The sequence below is a fragment of the Streptomyces sp. NBC_00370 genome, assembly GCF_036084755.1.
Lineage (GTDB): Bacteria > Actinomycetota > Actinomycetes > Streptomycetales > Streptomycetaceae > Streptomyces.
In genome coordinates this window covers 6569157-6587426 of sequence record NZ_CP107968.1, presented here as the reverse complement: position 1 = coordinate 6587426, position 18270 = coordinate 6569157, and the positions used below count along the sequence as shown (strand labels likewise).

Sequence of the window (18270 nt, the reverse complement as noted above, 5' to 3'; positions counted from 1 at the left end):
ACAGCTCCCCGTCAAGACCTTGAGCGAGTGAGGCCACGCATGAGCGGTCTCCGGCCAGTTGACGACATCCCCCCAAACCACGACGAACCGCCCGCCGGCACCGTGACGGTGGGCGGGCGGTCCGTACCCGGGACCAGCCGGTCGGGCCTGGTCCCGTGCTCCGCTCGTTACTTCAGCGCTCCCGCGGTGAGCCCGGCGACCACCTGGCGCTGGAAGATGATGTACGCGCCGAGGACCGGCAGCATCGCCATGACCAGCCCGGCGAACAGTCCCGACCAGTCGCCCTTGTACCCCTGGCTGCTCGCCAGCTGCACGAGACCCTGGGTGAGCACCCTGCGGTCGGGGTCGGTGTTCAGCACCGTGGGCAGCAGGTACTGGTTCCACTGGCCGAGGAAGTTGAAGATCCCGACGCTGATCAGGCCGGGCTTCGCCATCGGCAGCATGACCTGGAAGAACGTACGGGTGTGTGAGGCCCCGTCGATGAGCGCCGCCTCCGCGACCGAGGTCGGCAGCGTTCTGAAGAACGAGGTGAGGAAGAAGACCGTGAACGGCAGCGAGTAGGCGATGTAGACCAGGATCAGGCCGTGGATGGTGTTCAGCAGCCCCAGGTTGCTCATCACGTAGAAGAGCGGAACGAGGGCGAGGATGATCGGGAAACTCATCCCGCCGACGAACAGGAAGTAGATGAACCGGTTCCCGGGGAATTCGAAGCGCGCCAGCACATAGGCGGCCATCGAGCCGAGCAGCAGCGTGCCGATGAGCGAACCCGCCACCACGACAATGGTGTTGAGGAAGTACTCGCTCATGTGCGCCTGGGTCCAGGCGCGTGACCAGTTGTCGAAGTGCAGCCGGTCGGGCAGCGCCCAGGGCGTGGTCAGGATGGAGTTGTCGTCCTTGAAGGACGTCATCACCGCCCACAGCAGCGGCAGGGCGACCAGGATCGCCCAGATGACGAGAACGCCGTGCGAGAAGACGTTGAGCGTCCCGCCGGTCTTGTCGCCCTTGGCGGCGGGTGCACCGGGGGCGGGCGCCGCCTGCCGCTTCTCGACGGCTTCGGCGGGCGGCGGCGGGGTGTCGGTGGTCTTCATCAGTACTCCAGCCGCTCTCGTCGGCCCACCCGCATCACGAGGCCGGCGAAGACCAGCGTCACGATGAGAAGGGCGACACCGATCGTGGTCGCATACGCCGCCTGACCGTCACGGAACGCCTTCTGGTAGACGTAGAGGATCAGCACGTTGGTGGAACTGGCGGGCCCGCCGGGGCCCACGGTCATGATCTGGACGACCGCGAAGGACTCGGCGCCCAGCGCCAGGATGCCCATGTACACCCAGCCGGACTGCACGGTGTCCCACAGCAGCGGCAGTGTGATGCGGAAGAACGTGGTGACGCGGTTGGCGCCGTCGAGCAGCGCGGCCTCGTAGAAGTCCTTGGGGATGGACGCCATGCCCGCCGAGAACAGGACCACGAAGAAACCGGTCTGGCTCCACACCAGAACGGCCATCACACACCACAGGGCGAATTTCGGGTCACCCAGCCAGTCCGGCTGGAAACTGCCGAGACCCACGCCTCTGAGCGCCCCGTTGAGCAGCCCGCTGTTCGGGTTGTACGCGAACTGGAACAGCAGCGCGACGATCGCGATCGACAGCACCTGCGGGAAGAAATAGACGATCTTGTAGAAGCCCGATCCCCGGACTCCCGCGATGGCGGCGCCCTTTCGGCGGCGGCCGCCGATGTTGACCATGAACGCGAAGAACAGCGCCAGCCCGAGAACCAGTACGGGCAGAATCAACGCGAAGGTCAGGCTGTGCTGGAACGACTTCCAGAACGTGTCGTCGTGCAGCATCCGTGTGTAGTTGCTGAAGCCGACCATCTTGAAGTCCGGGCTCAGCCCTGACCAGTCCGTGAACGAGTAGAAGATGGACTGGACGAACGGCCAGATCACAAAAATGGCGTACAGCGCCAGCGGGACGATCAAGAACCCCGCGATGAAACGGTACTTGCCGTGTTGCATGTCTCCAGACCCCGAATCTTGGGCGGGCACCGCCGTGCTGCCGTGAGGAGGAACCGGAAGCCCCGGCGGGGCTTCCGGTCACTGCCGCTCCTACGCCGGGTGCTTGTAGTGCTTGATGCTCGAGTCCTTGGCCGCCGCGTCGGCGAACTGCTGACACTTGGCGACGCATTCGGCCGGGGTCATCCGGCCGGCCATCATCTCGCCGAGCGCGCCCGTGCCGATCTTGTCCTTCTGGAGCTGGACGTACCAGTCCTGCAGCCGCGGGTTGAGCACGTTGTCACCGGCCTTGGCCAGCGAGTCGACGGCCGACTGCATGGCGGTCGACAGCGTGAGGCCGTCGGTGCCCCCGTTGAAGGCGCTGAGCGACTTCACCTTGGTGGTGAAGTTCTTGGAGGACGCCTCGCTGAGCATGATGCGCAGCTGCTCCATGCCGCCGGCGGGGTTGGCCGCCTTGGCGGGCACGATGAACGGCTCGCCGCCGCCCGCCCAGAGGGTGCCGAACGGCAGCTTGTCCGAGCTGTCCAGGCTGGACGGCGCTGCGACCTTCATCTGGAAGTCCTTGGGCGTCGTCTTCGCCGCCTCGTTCTCCACCCACGAACCGTTGGGGATGAAGAGGGCCTTGCCCTCGGTCCACGCGGTCTGCGACTGGATGTGGTCGATCCCCGGGGTGCCCTTGAGGATGTAGCCCTTCTTGAAGAGCTCGTAGTACGCCTCGAACGCGGACTTGACGGCCGGGTTCTTCCAGGCGTTCGGCTCCAGGTTGTCGATCGCGTCGAGTACCTCGCGGCCACCGATCTTGCCGATGAACGGGTAGAGCGAGAAGGGCAGGTAGTACGGGTACTTGCCCGCGTACGTCCAGCCGGCGATGCCCTTCTTCTTGGCCTTCTCGCAGAGGGCCAGCATCGCGTCCCAGTCCTCGGGGTACTCCGCGTCGAGCTTGTCCAGGGCGGTCTGCGAGTACCACACGCCGTACACGGTGTAGGCGTAATTCATGATCCAGAAGGGATCGCCGTCGTACTGGCCCATCTCCACGATGCCGGGGCGCAGGGTGTCGCGCACCTTCTTGGACGGGTCGTCGACGGACGGGGAGTCCAGCAGGGGTGTCATGTCGGTGAGCTGCTTCTGGCCGACGAGAACGCCCATGTCCATCTGTTCGGCGCCCGAGTTGTCGATCAGGTCGGGCGGCGTGCCGCCGTTGAAGCGCGGCTGCAGTGTGGACTGGATCTTCTGGGTGGAGCTGAACTTCACCTTCGCCTTCGGGTGGGCCTTGTTGTACAGCTTGACGGCGTCCGTGGCGTACTCGGTGCCGAAACCACCGTCGAACAGTACGAAGTCCAGCGGCGCCGTCTCGTTCACGCCGAGCGGGTTCTTCGCACTCGTCTTGCCCTTGTCGACCTTCTTGTCCGATCCGCTGTCGCTGCTCGCGCAGGCGGACAGGAAGCTCATCGTCGGCACCGCGATCACGCCGAGCGCGGCCGAGCGCTTGATGAGGTTGCGACGGTCAAGACCCTCGTTGTGCTGAGCGGAGGTGGATCCCATGCTCAAGTCCTCGCCTTCTTCAGGACTCAGGCGGTGTACCGGTCGCCCGTCCTTCTCTTCTGAGGCGAAGGGCCCCGCCACCGCGGTCAATTGAAGCTGGGTCGTACAGGAATGTCGTACCGATGTCGGACCGGCTTTCGCAGGAGGAACGGCCTGAAACGGCCGGTCGGGTACGAGCAGAGCCCTTCCCCCCGCCCCTGTCCCCCTCCGGGTCGTGTCCCCCTGGCCCGCCGCCACGGGATACGCGGGGCGGGTGCCGACAGGTATAGTCCACTTCCCGCCAGGTGAGCAAGATCGAAAGCAGGTTTGGGCGGCAGTCTTTCCCTAGTTGAGACCTCCCGGATATGTGAGCCGGTTGTGTACTCATTCGACCGGGTCGGTCCTGATGGAATGACCGGTTTACCACCCCCACCACGGCCAACACCCTTGACACCTCACGGCTCTTGTCCCCTACTGGTCCCTCGCGCACCACTCTGACAACGTTGTCCGACGTGGTTCCGGCCTGATTGGACGGGATCCTCGGGAGGAAAGGCTCGGTATGCAGCAGAAACCCGGACGCCGGCGCAGACAATGGCATACCGCCTCCCTGGTGGCGGCGGCCGCGCTCCTCGTGGTGAGCGCCCAGTCGGCGGCGCAGGCCCGTCCGCTGGGCCGGAGCGCGGCGGAAAACCGCACGCAGCAAAAGGAATTCAGCTCTTCGTTCGAGACGGACGAAGCCCAGCCGGACTGGCGGAACACCGTCGAAGTGGGACCCGACGGAAAGAAGCGGGCATCCGGTGTCGATGGTGCCTTCACCGCCGGAATTCCGGGCAATGTCACCGACCGGGTGACCGATGTGCGGGCCAGCGGCGAGAACACGGACGCGGGCGAGACCAAAGAGAATCTGGTCGATGTCCAGTCCGGCACCAAATGGCTGACGTTCGAGGCCACCGGCTGGGCGGAGTTCGACCTCGACGCCCCGGTCAAGGTCGCCACGTACGCGCTGACCTCGGCCAACGACCACGCCGAGCGTGACCCGAAGGACTGGAAGCTCCAGGGCTCGACCGACGGCAAGACATGGAAGGAGCTGGACGCCAAGACCGGCCAGACCTTCGCCGAACGGTTCCAGACGAAGTCCTACGACATCGCCGAGCCCGCCGAATACCAGCACTACCGCATCGACTTCACCGCCAACAACGGCTCCCCCGACGCCCTTCAACTGGCCGATGTGCAGTTCTCCGACGGCGACACCGCTCCCCCGGCGCCGCAGGACATGCGCACCCAGGTCGACCGGGGCCCCGCGGGCTCGCCGACCGCCAAGGCCAACGCGGGCTTCACCGGCACGAAGGCCCTGAAGTACGCGGGCACGCACAAGCCGGACGGCCGGGCGTACTCGTACAACAAGGTCTTCGACGTGAACACGGCCGTCGGCCGTGACACCGCGCTCTCCTACCGGATCTACCCCTCCATGACGGAGACGGACCTCAACTACCCGGCCACCAACGTGTCGGTGGACCTCGCCTTCACCGACGGCAGCTATCTCAGCGAGCTGGGGGCCGTCGACGCGCACGGCGGCGCACTCACCCCGCAGGGGCAGGGCGCGGCCAAGCGGCTCTACGTGAACCAGTGGAACCAGGTGGACGCGCGGATCGGCGCCGTCGCGGCAGGACGCACGGTCGACCGGATCCTGGTGGCGTACGACTCGCCCAAGGGCCCCGCCGCCTTCCAGGGCTGGATCGACGACATCAGCCTCGCGCCCGCGCCGCCCGAGAAGCCGCTCGCCCATCTGTCGGACTACGCGTCGACGGTGCGCGGCACCAACTCCAGCGGTTCGTTCTCGCGGGGCAACACCTTCCCGGCCACCGCGGTGCCCAACGGCTTCAACTTCTGGACGCCGGTGACCAACGCGGGCTCCAACAGCTGGCTTTACGAGTACGCGCACAACAACAACGCCGACAACCTCCCGACGCTCCAGGCGTTCAGCGCCAGCCACGAACCGAGCCCCTGGATGGGCGACCGGCAGACGTTCCAGCTGATGCCGTCGGTGGCCGCTGACACCCCCGACGCGGACCGTACGGCGCGTGCGCTGCCCTTCCGGCACGAGAACGAGGTGGCGAAGCCGCACTACTACGGTGTGACGTTCGAGAACGGCCTGAAGGCGGAGATGACGCCGACGGACCACGCGGCGGCGATGCGCTTCCGCTATCCCGGTGACGACGCCAGCATGGTCTTCGACAACATCTCCAACGACGGCGGGCTCACCCTCGACCCGGGCAGCCGGTCCTTCACCGGTTTCTCCGACGTCAAGAGCGGGCTCTCGGTCGGCGCCACCCGGCTGTTCGTGTACGGCGTCTTCGACGCGCCGGTCACCGCGAGCGGCAAGCTCACCGGTGGCGGCGGTGACGACGTCACGGGCTATCTGCGGTTCGACGCGGGCAAGGACCGCACGGTCAATCTGCGGCTCGCGACGTCCCTGATCAGCGTCGACCAGGCGAAGAAGAACCTCGCCGCCGAGATCCCGGCGGGCACCGGCTTCGGCCAGGTCGAGAAGAAGGCACAGCGGGCCTGGGACCAGCTGCTGGGGAAGGTGGAGGTCGAGGGTGCGAGCAAGGACCAGCTGACCTCGCTCTACTCCAGCCTCTACCGGCTGTACCTGTATCCCAACTCGGGCTTCGAGAACACCGGTTCGGCGTCCCGCCCGAAGCAGCAGTACGCCAGTCCGTTCTCCCCGATGCCGGAGCCCGACACCGCGACCCACACGGGCGCGAAGATCGTGGACGGCAAGGTGTATGTGAACAACGGCTTCTGGGACACCTACCGGACGACCTGGCCGGCGTACTCGCTCCTCACGCCCGACAAGGCGGGCGAGATGGTGGACGGGTTCGTCCAGCAGTACAAGGACGGCGGCTGGATCTCCCGTTGGTCGTCCCCCGGCTACGCCGACCTGATGACCGGCACCAGTTCGGACGTGGCGTTCGCCGACGCGTACGTGAAGGGCGTCGACTTCGACGCGACAGCCGCGTACGAGGCGGCGCTGAAGAACGCGACGGTGGCGCCGCCCAGTTCGGGTGTGGGCCGCAAGGGCATGGAGACGTCGCCGTTCCTCGGCTACACCTCCACCGACACGGGAGAGGGCCTTTCCTGGGCGCTTGAGGGGTATCTCAACGACTACGGCATCGCGCAGATGGGTCAGAAGCTCTACAAGAAGACGGGCAAGGAGCGGTACAAGGAGGAGTCGGCGTACTTCCTCAACCGCGCCCAGAACTACGTCTCGCTCTTCGACCACGACGCCGGCTTCTTCCAGGGCCGTGACCCGCAGGGCGCGTGGCGGGTGCCGTCCGCCGAGTACGACCCGAAGGTGTGGGGCTACGACTACACCGAGACCAACGGCTGGGGTTACGCGTTCACGGCCGTGCAGGACACCCGCGGGCTCGCCGATCTGTACGGCGGGAAGGCGGGCCTGGGCAAGAAGCTCGACACGTACTTCGCCACACCCGAGACGGCGTCACCCGACGTCGTCGGCTCGTACGGGAGCGTCATCCATGAGATGACCGAGGCGCGTGACGTGCGGATGGGCATGTACGGCCACTCCAACCAGGTGGCCCACCACGTCACTTACCTGTACGACGCGGCGGGCGAACCGTCGAAGACGCAGGAAAAGGTGCGCGAGGTCCTGTCGCGGCTGTACACCGGCAGCGAGATCGGGCAGGGCTACCACGGCGACGAGGACAACGGCGAGCAGTCGGCCTGGTACCTGTTCTCCTCGCTCGGCTTCTACCCGCTGGTCATGGGCAGCGGCGAATACGCCATCGGCTCACCGCAGTTCACGAAGGCGACGCTGCATCTGGGCAGCGGCCGCGACCTGGTCGTCAAGGCCCCGAAGAACAGCGCGAAGAACATCTACGTCCAGGGTCTGAAGGTCAACGGGAAGACGTGGAACTCCACGGCGCTCCCGCACGACCTGCTGGCGCGCGGCGGCACGCTGGACTTCGCGATGGGGCCGAAGCCGTCGGCCTGGGGCACGGGCAAGGACGCGGCGCCGGTGTCGATCACCAAGGGCGACAAGGCCCCGACGCCTCGCTCCGACGCGCTGACGGGGTCCGGTCCGCTGTTCGACAACACGTCGACGACGGAGGCGACGGTCAGTGAGCGGGTGGAGCTGCCGGTCGATTCGGCGACCCGCGCCGTGCAGTACACGCTGACGTCGGCCAAGGCGGCGGAGGCACCGGCCGGCTGGACGCTTGAGGGCTCGGCCGACGGCAAGCGGTGGACCACGGTGGACGCGCGGTCCGGGCAGAAGTTCGCCTGGGACCAGCAGACGCGGGTCTTCACGGTGGCCCACCCGGGCACCTACCGGCAGTACCGGCTCGTCCCGAAGGGTCAGTCGTCACTGGCGGAGGTGGAGTTGCTGCGCTGACGCGATGACATGGGTGCCGGCGCACCGTCGCGTGCGCCGGCACACCGACGCGCAGGTGAGAAGTGCCGTTCGGCGGCCGGGGCGAACTATCCCCGGCCGCCGAACAGTTCCTGGAGCAGCGGCAGCAACTCGTCCGTACCGGCGGCCGACAGATGCTCCAGCGTGCCGGCGCGGCGGCCGAGGATGACACCGATGAACGCCGCCGTGATCAGCTCGGCGCGCAGTGCGGCCTGTTCGTCGCCGTCCCGGGTGAAGTGCGCCCGCAGCGGGGCGACGATACGGCGGTCGAGCTCGACCGCCGCCGCCTCCTGGGCCGCCGGGTCGTCGTACGGCCGTACCGCCGCCTGCATGACGGGCCCGGGGCCCGAGCGGTCGAAGCGGTTGAGCAGACCGGCGAGCCGGTCGGGGTCGAACAGGTCGGCGAAGGTGTCCGAGGGGTTCTCGGCGCCCAGTACCGCCACGTAGAGCTGGGCCTTCCCGCCGAAGTAGCGGGCGATCATCGCCGGGTCGACGCCGGCGCGTTCGCCGATGTCACGTGCCGTGGTGCGGTCGAAGCCGCGCTCGGCGAACAGCTCTCCCGCTGCCCGCAGCAGCCGTTCGCGGCTCGCGGCCGAGTCGCGGCGGCGGGGGGACGCTGGGGACGCTTCCTTGGTCATGGATCAATCCTTACGGCCCGCGGAGGCCGTGTCACCCACCTCAGGGACATCGGCGACACCCTCCACCTCCAGCAGGTCCTCGGCCGCCCGGTCCACCCGCGTCGTGGCCCCGCCGCCGACGACCTTCGAAGAGCCGGCACCCGGCCCCGCGCCCGCGCCCCTGCGCAGTCGCGGCAGTACGAGACTGGCGAGGGCGGTGACGAGCCACATCCCGCAGCCGATGAGACCCGCGACGGTGTAGCCGCTGTTCGCCGGGAGGGCGTGGCCGGGGGCGGTGTGGGCTTCGAGCACGACGGCGCTGAGGGTGCTGCCGGTCGCGTAACCGACGTACCGGATCACCTGGTTGAAGCTGGTCGCGCTGCCGGTCTCGTGGGGCGGCACGGCGCCGACGACCAGGCCGGGCATCACGGCGAAGATCGCGCCGACGCCCAGGCCCGCGAGGGCCATGAGGACGAGGATCTCCCACATGGCGCCTCGTGCGTACGTGAGCATCACCATGGCGAACAGGACGACGACGGAGCCCATGGCCAGCGCGACGCCGGGCGCGACGCGCCGTACCAGCAGCCGGGTGATCCGGGTGGAGACGACGCTGGCGGCGGAGAACGGCAGCAGTGCCAGGCCCGCGACGGCCACGGAGGCGCCGAGGCCGTAGCCGCTGCTCCTCGGGGTCTGTACGAAGCGTGTGACCAGCGAGATCAGCAGATACATCCCGACGCCTGCCAGCAGCGCCGTGACGTCGGCGGTGAGCACGGCGGGCCTGCGCAGCAAGCGCAGATCGACCAGCGGGTGGGCGACGCGCAGTTCCAGGACCACCCAGCCGGCCAGGACGACGAGCGCGGCGACCAGGACGCCGATCAGCCGGGGCGAGGTCCAGCCCCAGCTCTCGCCCTCGCTGATGCCGAGCAGCAGCCCGGCCAGCGAAAGACCCAGGAGGACGGCGCCGAGGGAGTCGACGGGCCGGCGCGGACGGGGTCCGGGGGACGGTACGACGAGGACGGCGACGACCAGTCCGAGGGCGCTCATCACGGCGCCGAACCAGAAGGCGGCGTGCAGTCCGCCGTACTGGGCGACGAGGCCGGTGAGCGGGTAGCCGAGGCCGACACCGGCGACGGTGGTGACCGAGAGGATCGCGGCGGCCGGCCTGGCGCGCTCGGCGGGCAGGGCGTCGCGTACGACGGCTATCCCGAGCGGGGTGAGTCCGAGGCCGACGCCCTGGAGGCCCCGGCCGGCCAGCAGGAAGCCGAAGCCGAGCGGCAGGGCGGCCAGTACGGCGCCCACGGTCACGGTCGCGAGGCTCCCGATGATCACCCGCCGCCGGTGCGGGCCGTCGCCGAGCCGCCCCATGACGGGCGTCGCGAGGGCGCTGACCAGGAAGGTGACGGTGAGCGACCACTGGGCGTCGGTCAGCGATATGTGGTCGGTCTCGGCGATGGTGGGGATGAGCGGCGCGCCCAGGCTACTGACGATGGCGACGATCATGCCGATGAACACCAGGCCGGGCACGATCAGGCGATGGGGAGGCTGCTCGGCCTGCGGTGCCGGCGTCCGCTTGTCCATGTTCACGTCGGTGCTCGCTCCCACATGTCCGCAAATCCACAAGTCCACAAGCGATGTCATCGCATGATGTCTACATACGATGACATGGTTGCGCCGCCGGGTCAAAATGGGCTGAGGGGGGCGCTACGGCCTACTGAGGGGCGCTACGGCCTGGTGGGTGCGTGGGTGACCGGCAGCCCGCGCAGGGCCATGGGCAGCCGCACGGTGAACAGTCCGGTCATCCGCCGCATCGCGCACCGGGTCCCGGCCGCCGGCGGCCGTACGAGCAGCGCCAGCCGGGCGGCGGCGCCCTCGCGCACGGCACGGGCCCCCACGAGCCGGACGCAGCCACCGGTGTCGGCCGTCAGCCGCAGGGTGCCGTCGGGGGCGGTGCGGTGGTCGACCGATGCCCAGGGCAGTCCGGTCAGTCCTGCGGCCTTGTCGGCGGACAGCAGCGGCAGTGGGGCGGCGTGTGCGAAGCCGGGGGTCAGGGTGTGCACCTCGACGGGCCGGTGGGGCCGGTCGGCCGGCTCCGCCCGGTCACCCTGTACGTCGGCACCGCAGCCGCAGACCACGGGCAGCAGCACGACGGCGATCAGTAACGCGCCTGCCCGCGACCACTGTTGACGCCCCACGACACTCCCCCGCCCGACCTCCGTCCGTGCATCGGACGCGGGGAGTGCCGTTCTGGTTTCAGCGGCGCGTCAGTTCGCAGGAGTGCGAGAGGAAGTTGCCCATCAGCCCCTCGGCGTCGCCGTTCTTGTACGCGTACGCGACGCCCGTCAGCTCGCGCCCCGCGCCGTCGAGCCGTAGCGCGAGCCCCAGCCGGGGACCGCCCAGCCTGGCGTCGGCGGTGGGCAGTTGGAGCGGGAGGTCCGCCCGCAGGTCCCACTCGGCCGACGCGTCGGCGGGTCCGGTGACCCGCTCGCCGTCCACGCTCACCTCGACGCCGCCGTCCGGCAGTACGCGCACCTCCGTGGGGATGTCCCGCTCTGGCGCCACGATCCGGCCGCTCCACACACCGGGCGGCAGTTCGGCGGGGCGCGCCGCGTCCTGGGTCAGCGGCGAGATCAGCTCGGGCCGGTAGTCCGGTACGAGCGCGCTCATCACGTACTGGACGACCGCGTCGCGGGCCGCCTTGTTCGTGCTGTTGGTCAGCACGGCGACCGACAGCTCCCGGTCGGGCACCGTGACCAGCATCGCCGCCACTCCGCCCATACCGCCGCCGTGGCTGATCACCGACGGCCCGCCCCCGTACGACACACACCAGCCGAGCCCGTACCCGAGCTGCGCGTTGATCGGAACCCCGTCCCGCATGGCCGCGACCGTCGCGGGCTTCAGCAGCCGCGCGTACGACTGGCCGAAGAGCGCGAGTTCCGGCGCGGGCGCCCAGCCGAGGGTGGCTCCGGGGTGGCTGGTGCCCATGACACGGGGATACGGACGGCCGTCGACCGTGTACCGCACCGCCGACGGTGCGGGCCCCGGATAGGCGGGTGCCAGCAGGCAGTTGCGCAACCCGAGCGGCTCGAAGACCCGCTCCCGCACGAACGAGCCGAGCGGCTGCCCGCCGGCCTTCTCCAACAACCGCCCCAGCGCCCGGAATCCGAGGTTGGCGTACTCGTAGCCGGACCCCGGCGCACGCCGGAGCCGCGCGTAGCGCTCCGCGTCGACGGCGGGCTCGTCGGCGCCGTGGTGAAAGTCGTAGTGCATCCCGAACCCGCCCCGATGCCGCAGCAACTGACGCACCGTCGGCTCACCCCACGGCGAATCGCCCGCCACGGGCACAGGCTCGTCGAGACCGATCAGCCCCTCGTCGACGGCGACACACACGGCCGTCGCCGTGAACGGCTTGCTGATGGACGCCAACGCGTAAGCGGTCTGCGGCGAGGCGGCCCGCCCGGCAGCCACATCGGCGAACCCGAAAGCCTCGGCAAGCACCACCTCCCCACGCTCGGCGACGGCGACGGACACGGAAGGACACCCGTGCTCCCCCAACACACCAGCACACACCGCACCCAGCCCCGCCAGCACACTCCGCGCATCAGCCATGGTCACAGTCTCCCCCGCCCTTGGTCGGGCTCAGCATGAAGGGCCGCACCCCGGAGGATGCGGCCCTTCAATGTGTCTTACCTGCTGGGCTACTTGCTGATCAGGCTGCGCAGCACGTACTGCAGGATGCCGCCGTTGCGGTAGTAGTCCGCCTCGCCCGGGGTGTCGATGCGCAGGACCGCGTCGAACTCCACACCGGTGTCGGTGGTGACCTTGACCGTGCTCGGGATGGCGTCGTTCAGCGCGGTCACGCCGGAGAAGGAGAAGGTCTCCTCACCGGTCAGGCCCAGGGAGGCGGCGGTGACGCCCTCCGGGAACTGGAGCGGCAGTACGCCCATGCCGATCAGGTTCGAGCGGTGGATGCGCTCGTACGACTCGGCGATGACCGCCTTGACGCCGAGCAGCGCCGTGCCCTTGGCCGCCCAGTCGCGGGACGAGCCCGAGCCGTACTCCTTGCCCGCCAGGACGACCAGCGGGGTGCCGGCCTCCTGGTAGTTGACCGACGCGTCGTAGATGAAGGAGACGGGGCCGCCGTCCTTCGTGAAGTCGCGGGTGTAGCCGCCCTCGGTGCCCGGCGCGATCTGGTTGCGCAGGCGGATGTTGGCGAACGTGCCCCGGATCATGACCTCGTGGTTGCCGCGGCGCGAGCCGTACGAGTTGAAGTCGCGGCGCTCGATGCCGTGCTCCGTCAGGTACGTACCGGCCGGGGTGTCGGCCTTGATCGCGCCGGCCGGGGAGATGTGGTCGGTGGTGACCGAGTCACCCAGCTTGGCGAGGACGCGGGCGCCGGTGATGTCCTCGACCGGCGACGGGTCCTGCTGCATGCCCTCGAAGTACGGAGGCTTGCGCACGTAGGTGGACTGCGGGTCCCACTCGAAGGTGTTGCCCGTCGGGATGGACAGCGCCTGCCACTGCGCGTCGCCGGCGAAGACGTCCTTGTACGAGTCGTTGAACATGTCCTGGCCGATCGCGGAGGCCACGACCTCGTTGACCTCGGCCTCGGAGGGCCAGATGTCCTCCAGGTGGACCGGCTTGCCGTCCTGGTCGGTGCCGAGCGCGTCGCGGGTGATGTCCACCTTCATGGAGCCCGCGATGGCGTAGGCGACGACCAGCGGCGGCGACGCGAGGTAGTTCATCTTGACGTCGGGGTTGATCCGGCCCTCGAAGTTACGGTTGCCGGAGAGCACGGCGGTGACCGCGAGGTCGGCGTCGTTGACGGCCTTGGAGACCTCCTCGGGCAGCGGGCCCGAGTTGCCGATGCAGGTGGTGCAGCCGTAACCGACGAGGTTGAAGCCGAGCTTGTCGAGGTACGGGGTGAGGCCCGCGCGGTCGTAGTAGTCCATGACGACCTTGGACCCGGGGGCCAGCGTCGTCTTGACCCACGGCTTGCGGGTGAGGCCCTTCTCGACGGCCTTCTTCGCGACCAGCGCGGCGGCGACCATGACGGCCGGGTTCGAGGTGTTGGTGCAGGAGGTGATCGCGGCGACGGTGACGGCGCCGTGGTCGATCTCGTACGTCGAGCCGTCCGGGGCCGTGACGAGGGTGGGCCGGGTCGGCACACCGTTGTGGGCGGCCGGGGAGTCGGAGGCGGGGAAGGACTCCTTGCCGGACTCCTCGTCGTCCGTCACGTAGTTCCGTACGTCCTGGGCGAACTTCTGCTGGGCCTCGGCCAGGATGATGCGGTCCTGCGGGCGCTTGGGGCCCGCGATGGACGGGACGACCGTGGCGAGGTCGAGCTCCAGCTTCTCGGAGAAGTCGGGCTCGGCGGCCGGGTCGAGCCACAGCCCCTGCTCCTTGGCGTACGCCTCGACCAGCGCGATCTGCTGCTCGCTGCGGCCGGTGAGGGTGAGGTACTTGATCGTCTCGGCGTCGATCGGGAAGATCGCGGCCGTCGAGCCGAACTCCGGCGACATGTTGCCGATGGTGGCGCGGTTGGCGAGCGTGGTCGCGCCGACGCCCTCACCGTAGAACTCGACGAACTTGCCGACGACGCCGTGCTTGCGCAGCATCTCGGTGATGGTCAGCACGAGGTCGGTCGCGGTGGTGCCGGCGGGCAGCTCACCGGTCAGCTTGAAGCCGACGACGCGCGGGATGAGCATCGAGACGGGCTGTCCGAGCATCGCGGCCTCGGCCTCGATGCCGCCGACGCCCCAGCCCAGCACGCCGAGGCCGTTGACCATGGTGGTGTGCGAGTCGGTGCCGACGAGGGTGTCGGGGTACGCCTGGCCGTTCCTGACCATGACCGTACGGGCCAGGTGCTCGATGTTGACCTGGTGCACGATGCCGGTGCCCGGCGGGACGACCTTGAACTCGTCGAAGGCGGACTGGCCCCAGCGCAGGAACTGGTAACGCTCCTGGTTGCGGCCGTACTCCAGCTCCACGTTCTGCGCGAACGACTGCGGCGTACCGAACTTGTCGGCGATCACCGAGTGGTCGATGACCAGCTCGGCGGGGGCCAGCGGGTTGATCTTCGCCGGGTCGCCGCCCAGCTCCTTGACGGCCTCCCGCATGGTGGCCAGGTCCACGACACACGGCACACCGGTGAAGTCCTGCATGATCACGCGGGCCGGGGTGAACTGGATCTCCTGGCTCGGCTGCGCCTGGGAGTCCCAGCCGCCGATGGCCCGGATGTGGTCGGCGGTGATGTTCGCGCCGTCCTCGGTCCGCAGCAGGTTCTCCAGCAGCACCTTCAGGCTGTAAGGGAGGCGCGCTGAGCCCTCGACCTTGTCCAGCCGGAAGATCTCGTACGACTCGTCGCCCACACGCAGCGTGCTGCGGGCGTCGAAGCTGTTCGCCGACACGACAGTCTCCTTCATCAATGTGCGCGTACTACCGCATCCTGCCGCCTCGATCTGTCGCCCATCCGCTAAGGTATGGCTAAGTTAGGTGACCCTAACCGACTGACGGCTGCGGTACGCCTTCGGCAGATATCTCGATGTCGAGATAACTGTAGTACATGACCGCCGCCCGGTCATGCTCCGACCTCCCTGACCGCGCCCCGCGACGGGCCGGGTTCGAGCCGGGGCCGGAGCGGCATTCACTCTCCGGCACCGGCGACCCGCAGGCCGTCCATGTAGTCGCGGACGCGCGTGATCAGTCCGTTGTGGACGTGGAGCACCAGGAGACCGGGGACGGTGAAGGTGGTGCGACCGGTCGGCAGCGTTCCTACCACCACGTGCTCAGCGATGATCACTTCCGGATCGGCGGTCTCGTAAGCCGCGGTCTTCCTGATCTCCTCCACCTGGACGGGGCTGGCTCCCCACGCCGCCCGATATCCCGCACGCACCGCCTCGCGGCCCTCGTAACGCGCGGGAAAGCCGGGAGAGGTGAACGGGAACTCGTGCACCGCGTCCACGGCATACAGGTCGGCGAGATCGTCTGCGGACTTGTCGAGCATGGCCCGGTAGTAGCAGGCCAGCACCTCGCGAGGGGTGCGGACGGCAGGTGCCTCCAGGTCCGGCACAGGGATCACTCCATTCGCTCAACACGTGTTGACCAGGCCACCGTAAGAGTCGGCCGACGGTTGGGTCAACGGCTGTAGAGTGAATCGGTGTCTTCCCCTCACCGGTCCCGCGCCGACCGCCGCCGAGCCACCGAACTGCGCATCCTCAGCAGCGCCCGGGGGCTGTTCGCCGAGAAGGGATTCGATCGCACCACCATCCGCGCCGTGGCGACCGCGGCAGGCGTCGACCCGGCTCTCGTCATGCAGTACTTCGGCTCGAAGCGCGAGCTTTTCACCCACGCGGTGCAGGCGGTCCCCACACTGCCGGCGGCCACTGACACCGACGCGCTCGTCGATCAGCTGCTGGCCACGCTCGACCTCAAGCTCGGGGGTCTTCCCGAGGGCACGCTGGTGATGTTGCGCTCCATGCTCACCGACCCGACTGCGGCCGACCACGTCCGCGCCGCCCTCGACGGGCAGATCGACAGCGTCAGCGCTGCCCTGCCCGCAGCCGAAGACCCCCAGCTGCGCGCCGCCCTGGTCGTCGTCACCCTGCTGGGCGTCACCATCGGCCACCAGTTCCTCGACCTGGCCGCTCTTCGCGACACCCCACCCGACCGCATCGCCGGCCTGCTCCGCCCGGCGTTCAAGGCCCTGACAGATCCGGCGGGTTGAAACAAGGGCGTGAGGGTCTGGCCCCACTGTCCACGGTCATCCCTGACCGCCCCCCTGCCGCCGGAAGCCCGTCCGTCGGAAGCCCGCCGCCGGACGGCGACAATGGGCCTGTGCTGATCATGGATGCCGTCCTGGAAACCTATGATGCCGTCGACTTCGCCCTGTGGCCCACGGCCGCCCCGAGCGCGGACCGCCTGCTGGTCCTCTCCGGCCACCTGTCACCGCTGGAAGTCGGAACAGCGATGGCCGTCCTGACCAGCTACAACTCCGACGACCGGGCCTCGGACCCCGAAGTCGGGATCCGACGTATCGAGGAGCTGCTGGACGTCGATCTCGTCATAGCCCCGGGCGGCATCCTCCTGCAGGACACCGCGACCGGCGTCGTGATCGAGCCGGGGTGCTGCTTCGGTCTGGAGAACTGGCGCGACTGGCTCGGCCTCCTGCACGGCGAAGAGCTCTGGCTCGGCCACGACACCGCCGCGCACATCGAACAGCAGGAAACGCTCGTCAGGGTGTGGCCGGAGACGGACACACCGGCAGAGCGATTCATCGAGCTTCCCGTGGCCGAGTTGCCGGACCTTCTCCAGACCGTGCACAACAAGCTCAACGGTTTTCTCGCCCTCGCCGAACAATGGGCCTCCCGCTACGCGCCCGCATCGGCCCCCGCGCTGATTGCCAAGCTCGACGAAGGCCTGCACATCGGCACCCCGCTGGACAACTCCCGCGTCGGGGACCCTTCCTAGGCAGCAGGCCTGTCCGGTCCGCGTCCGGAGGCACGGCGGCGGGTTGGGTGGTAGCAGGCCGCGCACAGTGCTGCGAGGAGTTGGAGTGCGGCGGCTGTGAGGAGGGCGCCGGGGAGTGAACGGGCCGCTAGCGGGCCCGCTGTGGCCGCGCCGATGGCGAAGCCGGTGATCTTCAGGCTCGCGCCGGTGGTGAAGACCTGGCCGCGCAGTCGGCTGGGGGCTTCGCGGTGGCGGACCGCGAAGAGGGCTGTGAGCTGCGGGCCCTCGCCGATGCCGGCGATCAGCATCGCGGTGACGAGCAGGGCCGGCCGGCCTGTCGCGGCGAGGAGGAAAGCCGCCGCGAGGACGAGCGTGCTGCACCAGATGACGGTGTCCGGGCGCAGCAGCCGTGGGTGGCGGGCCAGTACCGCGTTGGCGGCGAGTGCCGAGGCGGCTGTCAGGGAGAGGAGGAGCGCTCCGCGATCGGCCGAGCCGAGGCTGCGCTGTCCGATCAGCGGGGTGCACGCGATCACCATGCCCTGGCCAGCGCAGGAGACCACCGACGTTACGGTCGCCCGGATCAGTGGCCGGTTGCCGGTGATGGCCCGCAGTCCGGCGGCGAGGTCGGTGGCGACCGAGGCGGCCGGCCGTTCTTGGGCCGGCGTCCGGGCCGGGGGCAGGGCGAGTGCCGAGGGCAGTGCGAGGCAGATCAGCGCGACGGCCACGATCACACCGGCGGACGCCCCGGCCAGGCCGGCGACGATCCCCGCCAGCGCCGGACCCGCCAGGCTCGCGAGGTTGAAGGTCATCGCGTCGAGCGCGTTGGCGCGGGGCAGGCTCTCCCGGGCGACGACGCCGGGCAGTTGCGAGGTCCACCCGCCGGACAGGGCAGGTCCCAGCAGCCCGGCGCACACCGCGATCAGGACCGTGTCGGCGACCGGACCGTGGCCCAGGGCGGCCAGGACGACCAGGAGCATCGCGGCGTAACCAATGAGGGCCCGGGCCAGCAGGCGGCCCGGTCTGGGCGACCTGTCGAGCACCACGCCGAAGACGGGTCCACCGATCGCCGCCGAGATCATGAGGCCCGCCAGGAGCGACGAAGCGGCGGACGCCGATCCGGTGACCGCGAGTCCTGCCAGCAGCAGGGCCGGACCCGACATCTCGTCCCCGGTACGGGCCGCGGCCGCCCCGGCGACATATCCCCACAGCGCGTAACGCTTTCCCATCCACAGCACGTTACGGAG

General features: G+C 69.1%; 13 protein-coding genes. 3 read left to right on the top strand and 10 right to left on the bottom strand.

The features are described from left to right. Positions 1–167 precede the first annotated feature (167 nt). The 3 genes from OHS57_RS29440 to ngcE all read right to left on the bottom strand — a co-directional run bounded on the left by OHS57_RS29440 (position 168) and on the right by ngcE (position 3550). On the bottom strand, positions 168–1088 hold the full coding sequence (locus OHS57_RS29440; protein ID WP_041992021.1) for a carbohydrate ABC transporter permease: 921 nt from the start codon (positions 1086–1088) through the stop codon (positions 168–170). Further along, on the bottom strand, positions 1088–2011 hold the full coding sequence (locus tag OHS57_RS29435; RefSeq protein WP_041992018.1) for a carbohydrate ABC transporter permease: 924 nt from the start codon (positions 2009–2011) through the stop codon (positions 1088–1090). Before OHS57_RS29435 ends, OHS57_RS29440 begins: the two co-directional genes overlap by 1 nt. A 90-nt stretch (positions 2012–2101) precedes the next feature. Further along, a complete protein-coding gene (gene ngcE / locus OHS57_RS29430; RefSeq protein ID WP_041992015.1) occupies positions 2102–3550 on the bottom strand; it encodes an N-acetylglucosamine/diacetylchitobiose ABC transporter substrate-binding protein in 1449 nt (482 codons plus the stop codon). A gap of 538 nt (positions 3551–4088) precedes the next feature. Between ngcE and OHS57_RS29425 the strand changes: the two genes are divergently transcribed. Then, positions 4089–7946 (top strand): GH92 family glycosyl hydrolase, encoded by a 3858-nt coding sequence (locus OHS57_RS29425; protein WP_328583837.1) that lies wholly within the window; start codon positions 4089–4091, stop codon positions 7944–7946. Positions 7947–8032: 86 nt separating this feature from the next. Here OHS57_RS29425 and OHS57_RS29420 read toward each other — a convergent pair whose 3' ends face one another. The 6 genes from OHS57_RS29420 to OHS57_RS29395 form a co-directional block, all read right to left on the bottom strand. Further along, on the bottom strand, positions 8033–8602 hold the full coding sequence (locus OHS57_RS29420; RefSeq protein ID WP_052457161.1) for a TetR/AcrR family transcriptional regulator: 570 nt from the start codon (positions 8600–8602) through the stop codon (positions 8033–8035). 3 nt (positions 8603–8605) lie between these two features. Beyond that, a complete protein-coding gene (locus OHS57_RS29415) occupies positions 8606–10159 on the bottom strand; it encodes an MFS transporter (protein ID WP_328583836.1) in 1554 nt (517 codons plus the stop codon). Positions 10160–10302: 143 nt separating this feature from the next. Continuing rightward, a complete protein-coding gene (locus tag OHS57_RS29410) occupies positions 10303–10773 on the bottom strand; it encodes a hypothetical protein (RefSeq protein WP_328583835.1) in 471 nt (156 codons plus the stop codon). Between the two features lie 58 nt (positions 10774–10831). Next, entirely contained in the window at positions 10832–12187 is a 1356-nt protein-coding gene (locus OHS57_RS29405; RefSeq protein WP_328583834.1) for a serine hydrolase domain-containing protein, read from the bottom strand. A gap of 89 nt (positions 12188–12276) precedes the next feature. Then, positions 12277–14988: an aconitate hydratase AcnA gene (acnA, locus tag OHS57_RS29400; protein ID WP_041996967.1), complete on the bottom strand. Its 2712-nt coding sequence runs from the start codon at positions 14986–14988 to the stop codon at positions 12277–12279. Positions 14989–15224: 236 nt separating this feature from the next. Then, positions 15225–15650 (bottom strand): nuclear transport factor 2 family protein, encoded by a 426-nt coding sequence (locus OHS57_RS29395; protein WP_328583833.1) that lies wholly within the window; start codon positions 15648–15650, stop codon positions 15225–15227. Positions 15651–15737: 87 nt separating this feature from the next. Between OHS57_RS29395 and OHS57_RS29390 the strand changes: the two genes are divergently transcribed. Further along, the gene (locus OHS57_RS29390; protein ID WP_328583832.1) at positions 15738–16304 is read left to right on the top strand and encodes a TetR/AcrR family transcriptional regulator; all 567 of its coding nucleotides are present in this window, start codon (positions 15738–15740) and stop codon (positions 16302–16304) included. Between the two features lie 110 nt (positions 16305–16414). Further along, positions 16415–17047 carry a hypothetical protein gene (locus tag OHS57_RS29385; protein WP_328583831.1) on the top strand — a complete coding sequence of 211 codons (633 nt, stop codon included), beginning with the start codon at positions 16415–16417 and terminating at the stop codon, positions 17045–17047. Here the strand turns inward: OHS57_RS29385 and OHS57_RS29380 are convergent. Further along, entirely contained in the window at positions 17044–18252 is a 1209-nt protein-coding gene (locus tag OHS57_RS29380) for an MFS transporter (protein WP_328583830.1), read from the bottom strand. The genes OHS57_RS29385 and OHS57_RS29380 overlap by 4 nt on opposite strands. Between the last annotated feature and the right edge of the window lie 18 nt (positions 18253–18270).

Bases quoted from the DNA above. Each gene is read 5' to 3' on its own strand.
- OHS57_RS29440 (WP_041992021.1), bottom strand. From the start codon at position 1,088: ATGAAGACCACCGACACCCCGCCGCCGCCCGCCGAAGCCGTCGAGAAG.
- OHS57_RS29435 (WP_041992018.1), bottom strand. From the start codon at position 2,011: ATGCAACACGGCAAGTACCGTTTCATCGCGGGGTTCTTGATCGTCCCG.
- ngcE (WP_041992015.1), bottom strand. From the start codon at position 3,550: ATGGGATCCACCTCCGCTCAGCACAACGAGGGTCTTGACCGTCGCAAC.
- OHS57_RS29425 (WP_328583837.1), top strand. From the start codon at position 4,089: ATGCAGCAGAAACCCGGACGCCGGCGCAGACAATGGCATACCGCCTCC.
- OHS57_RS29420 (WP_052457161.1), bottom strand. From the start codon at position 8,602: ATGACCAAGGAAGCGTCCCCAGCGTCCCCCCGCCGCCGCGACTCGGCC.
- OHS57_RS29415 (WP_328583836.1), bottom strand. From the start codon at position 10,159: ATGGACAAGCGGACGCCGGCACCGCAGGCCGAGCAGCCTCCCCATCGC.
- OHS57_RS29405 (WP_328583834.1), bottom strand. From the start codon at position 12,187: ATGGCTGATGCGCGGAGTGTGCTGGCGGGGCTGGGTGCGGTGTGTGCT.
- OHS57_RS29380 (WP_328583830.1), bottom strand. From the start codon at position 18,252: ATGGGAAAGCGTTACGCGCTGTGGGGATATGTCGCCGGGGCGGCCGCG.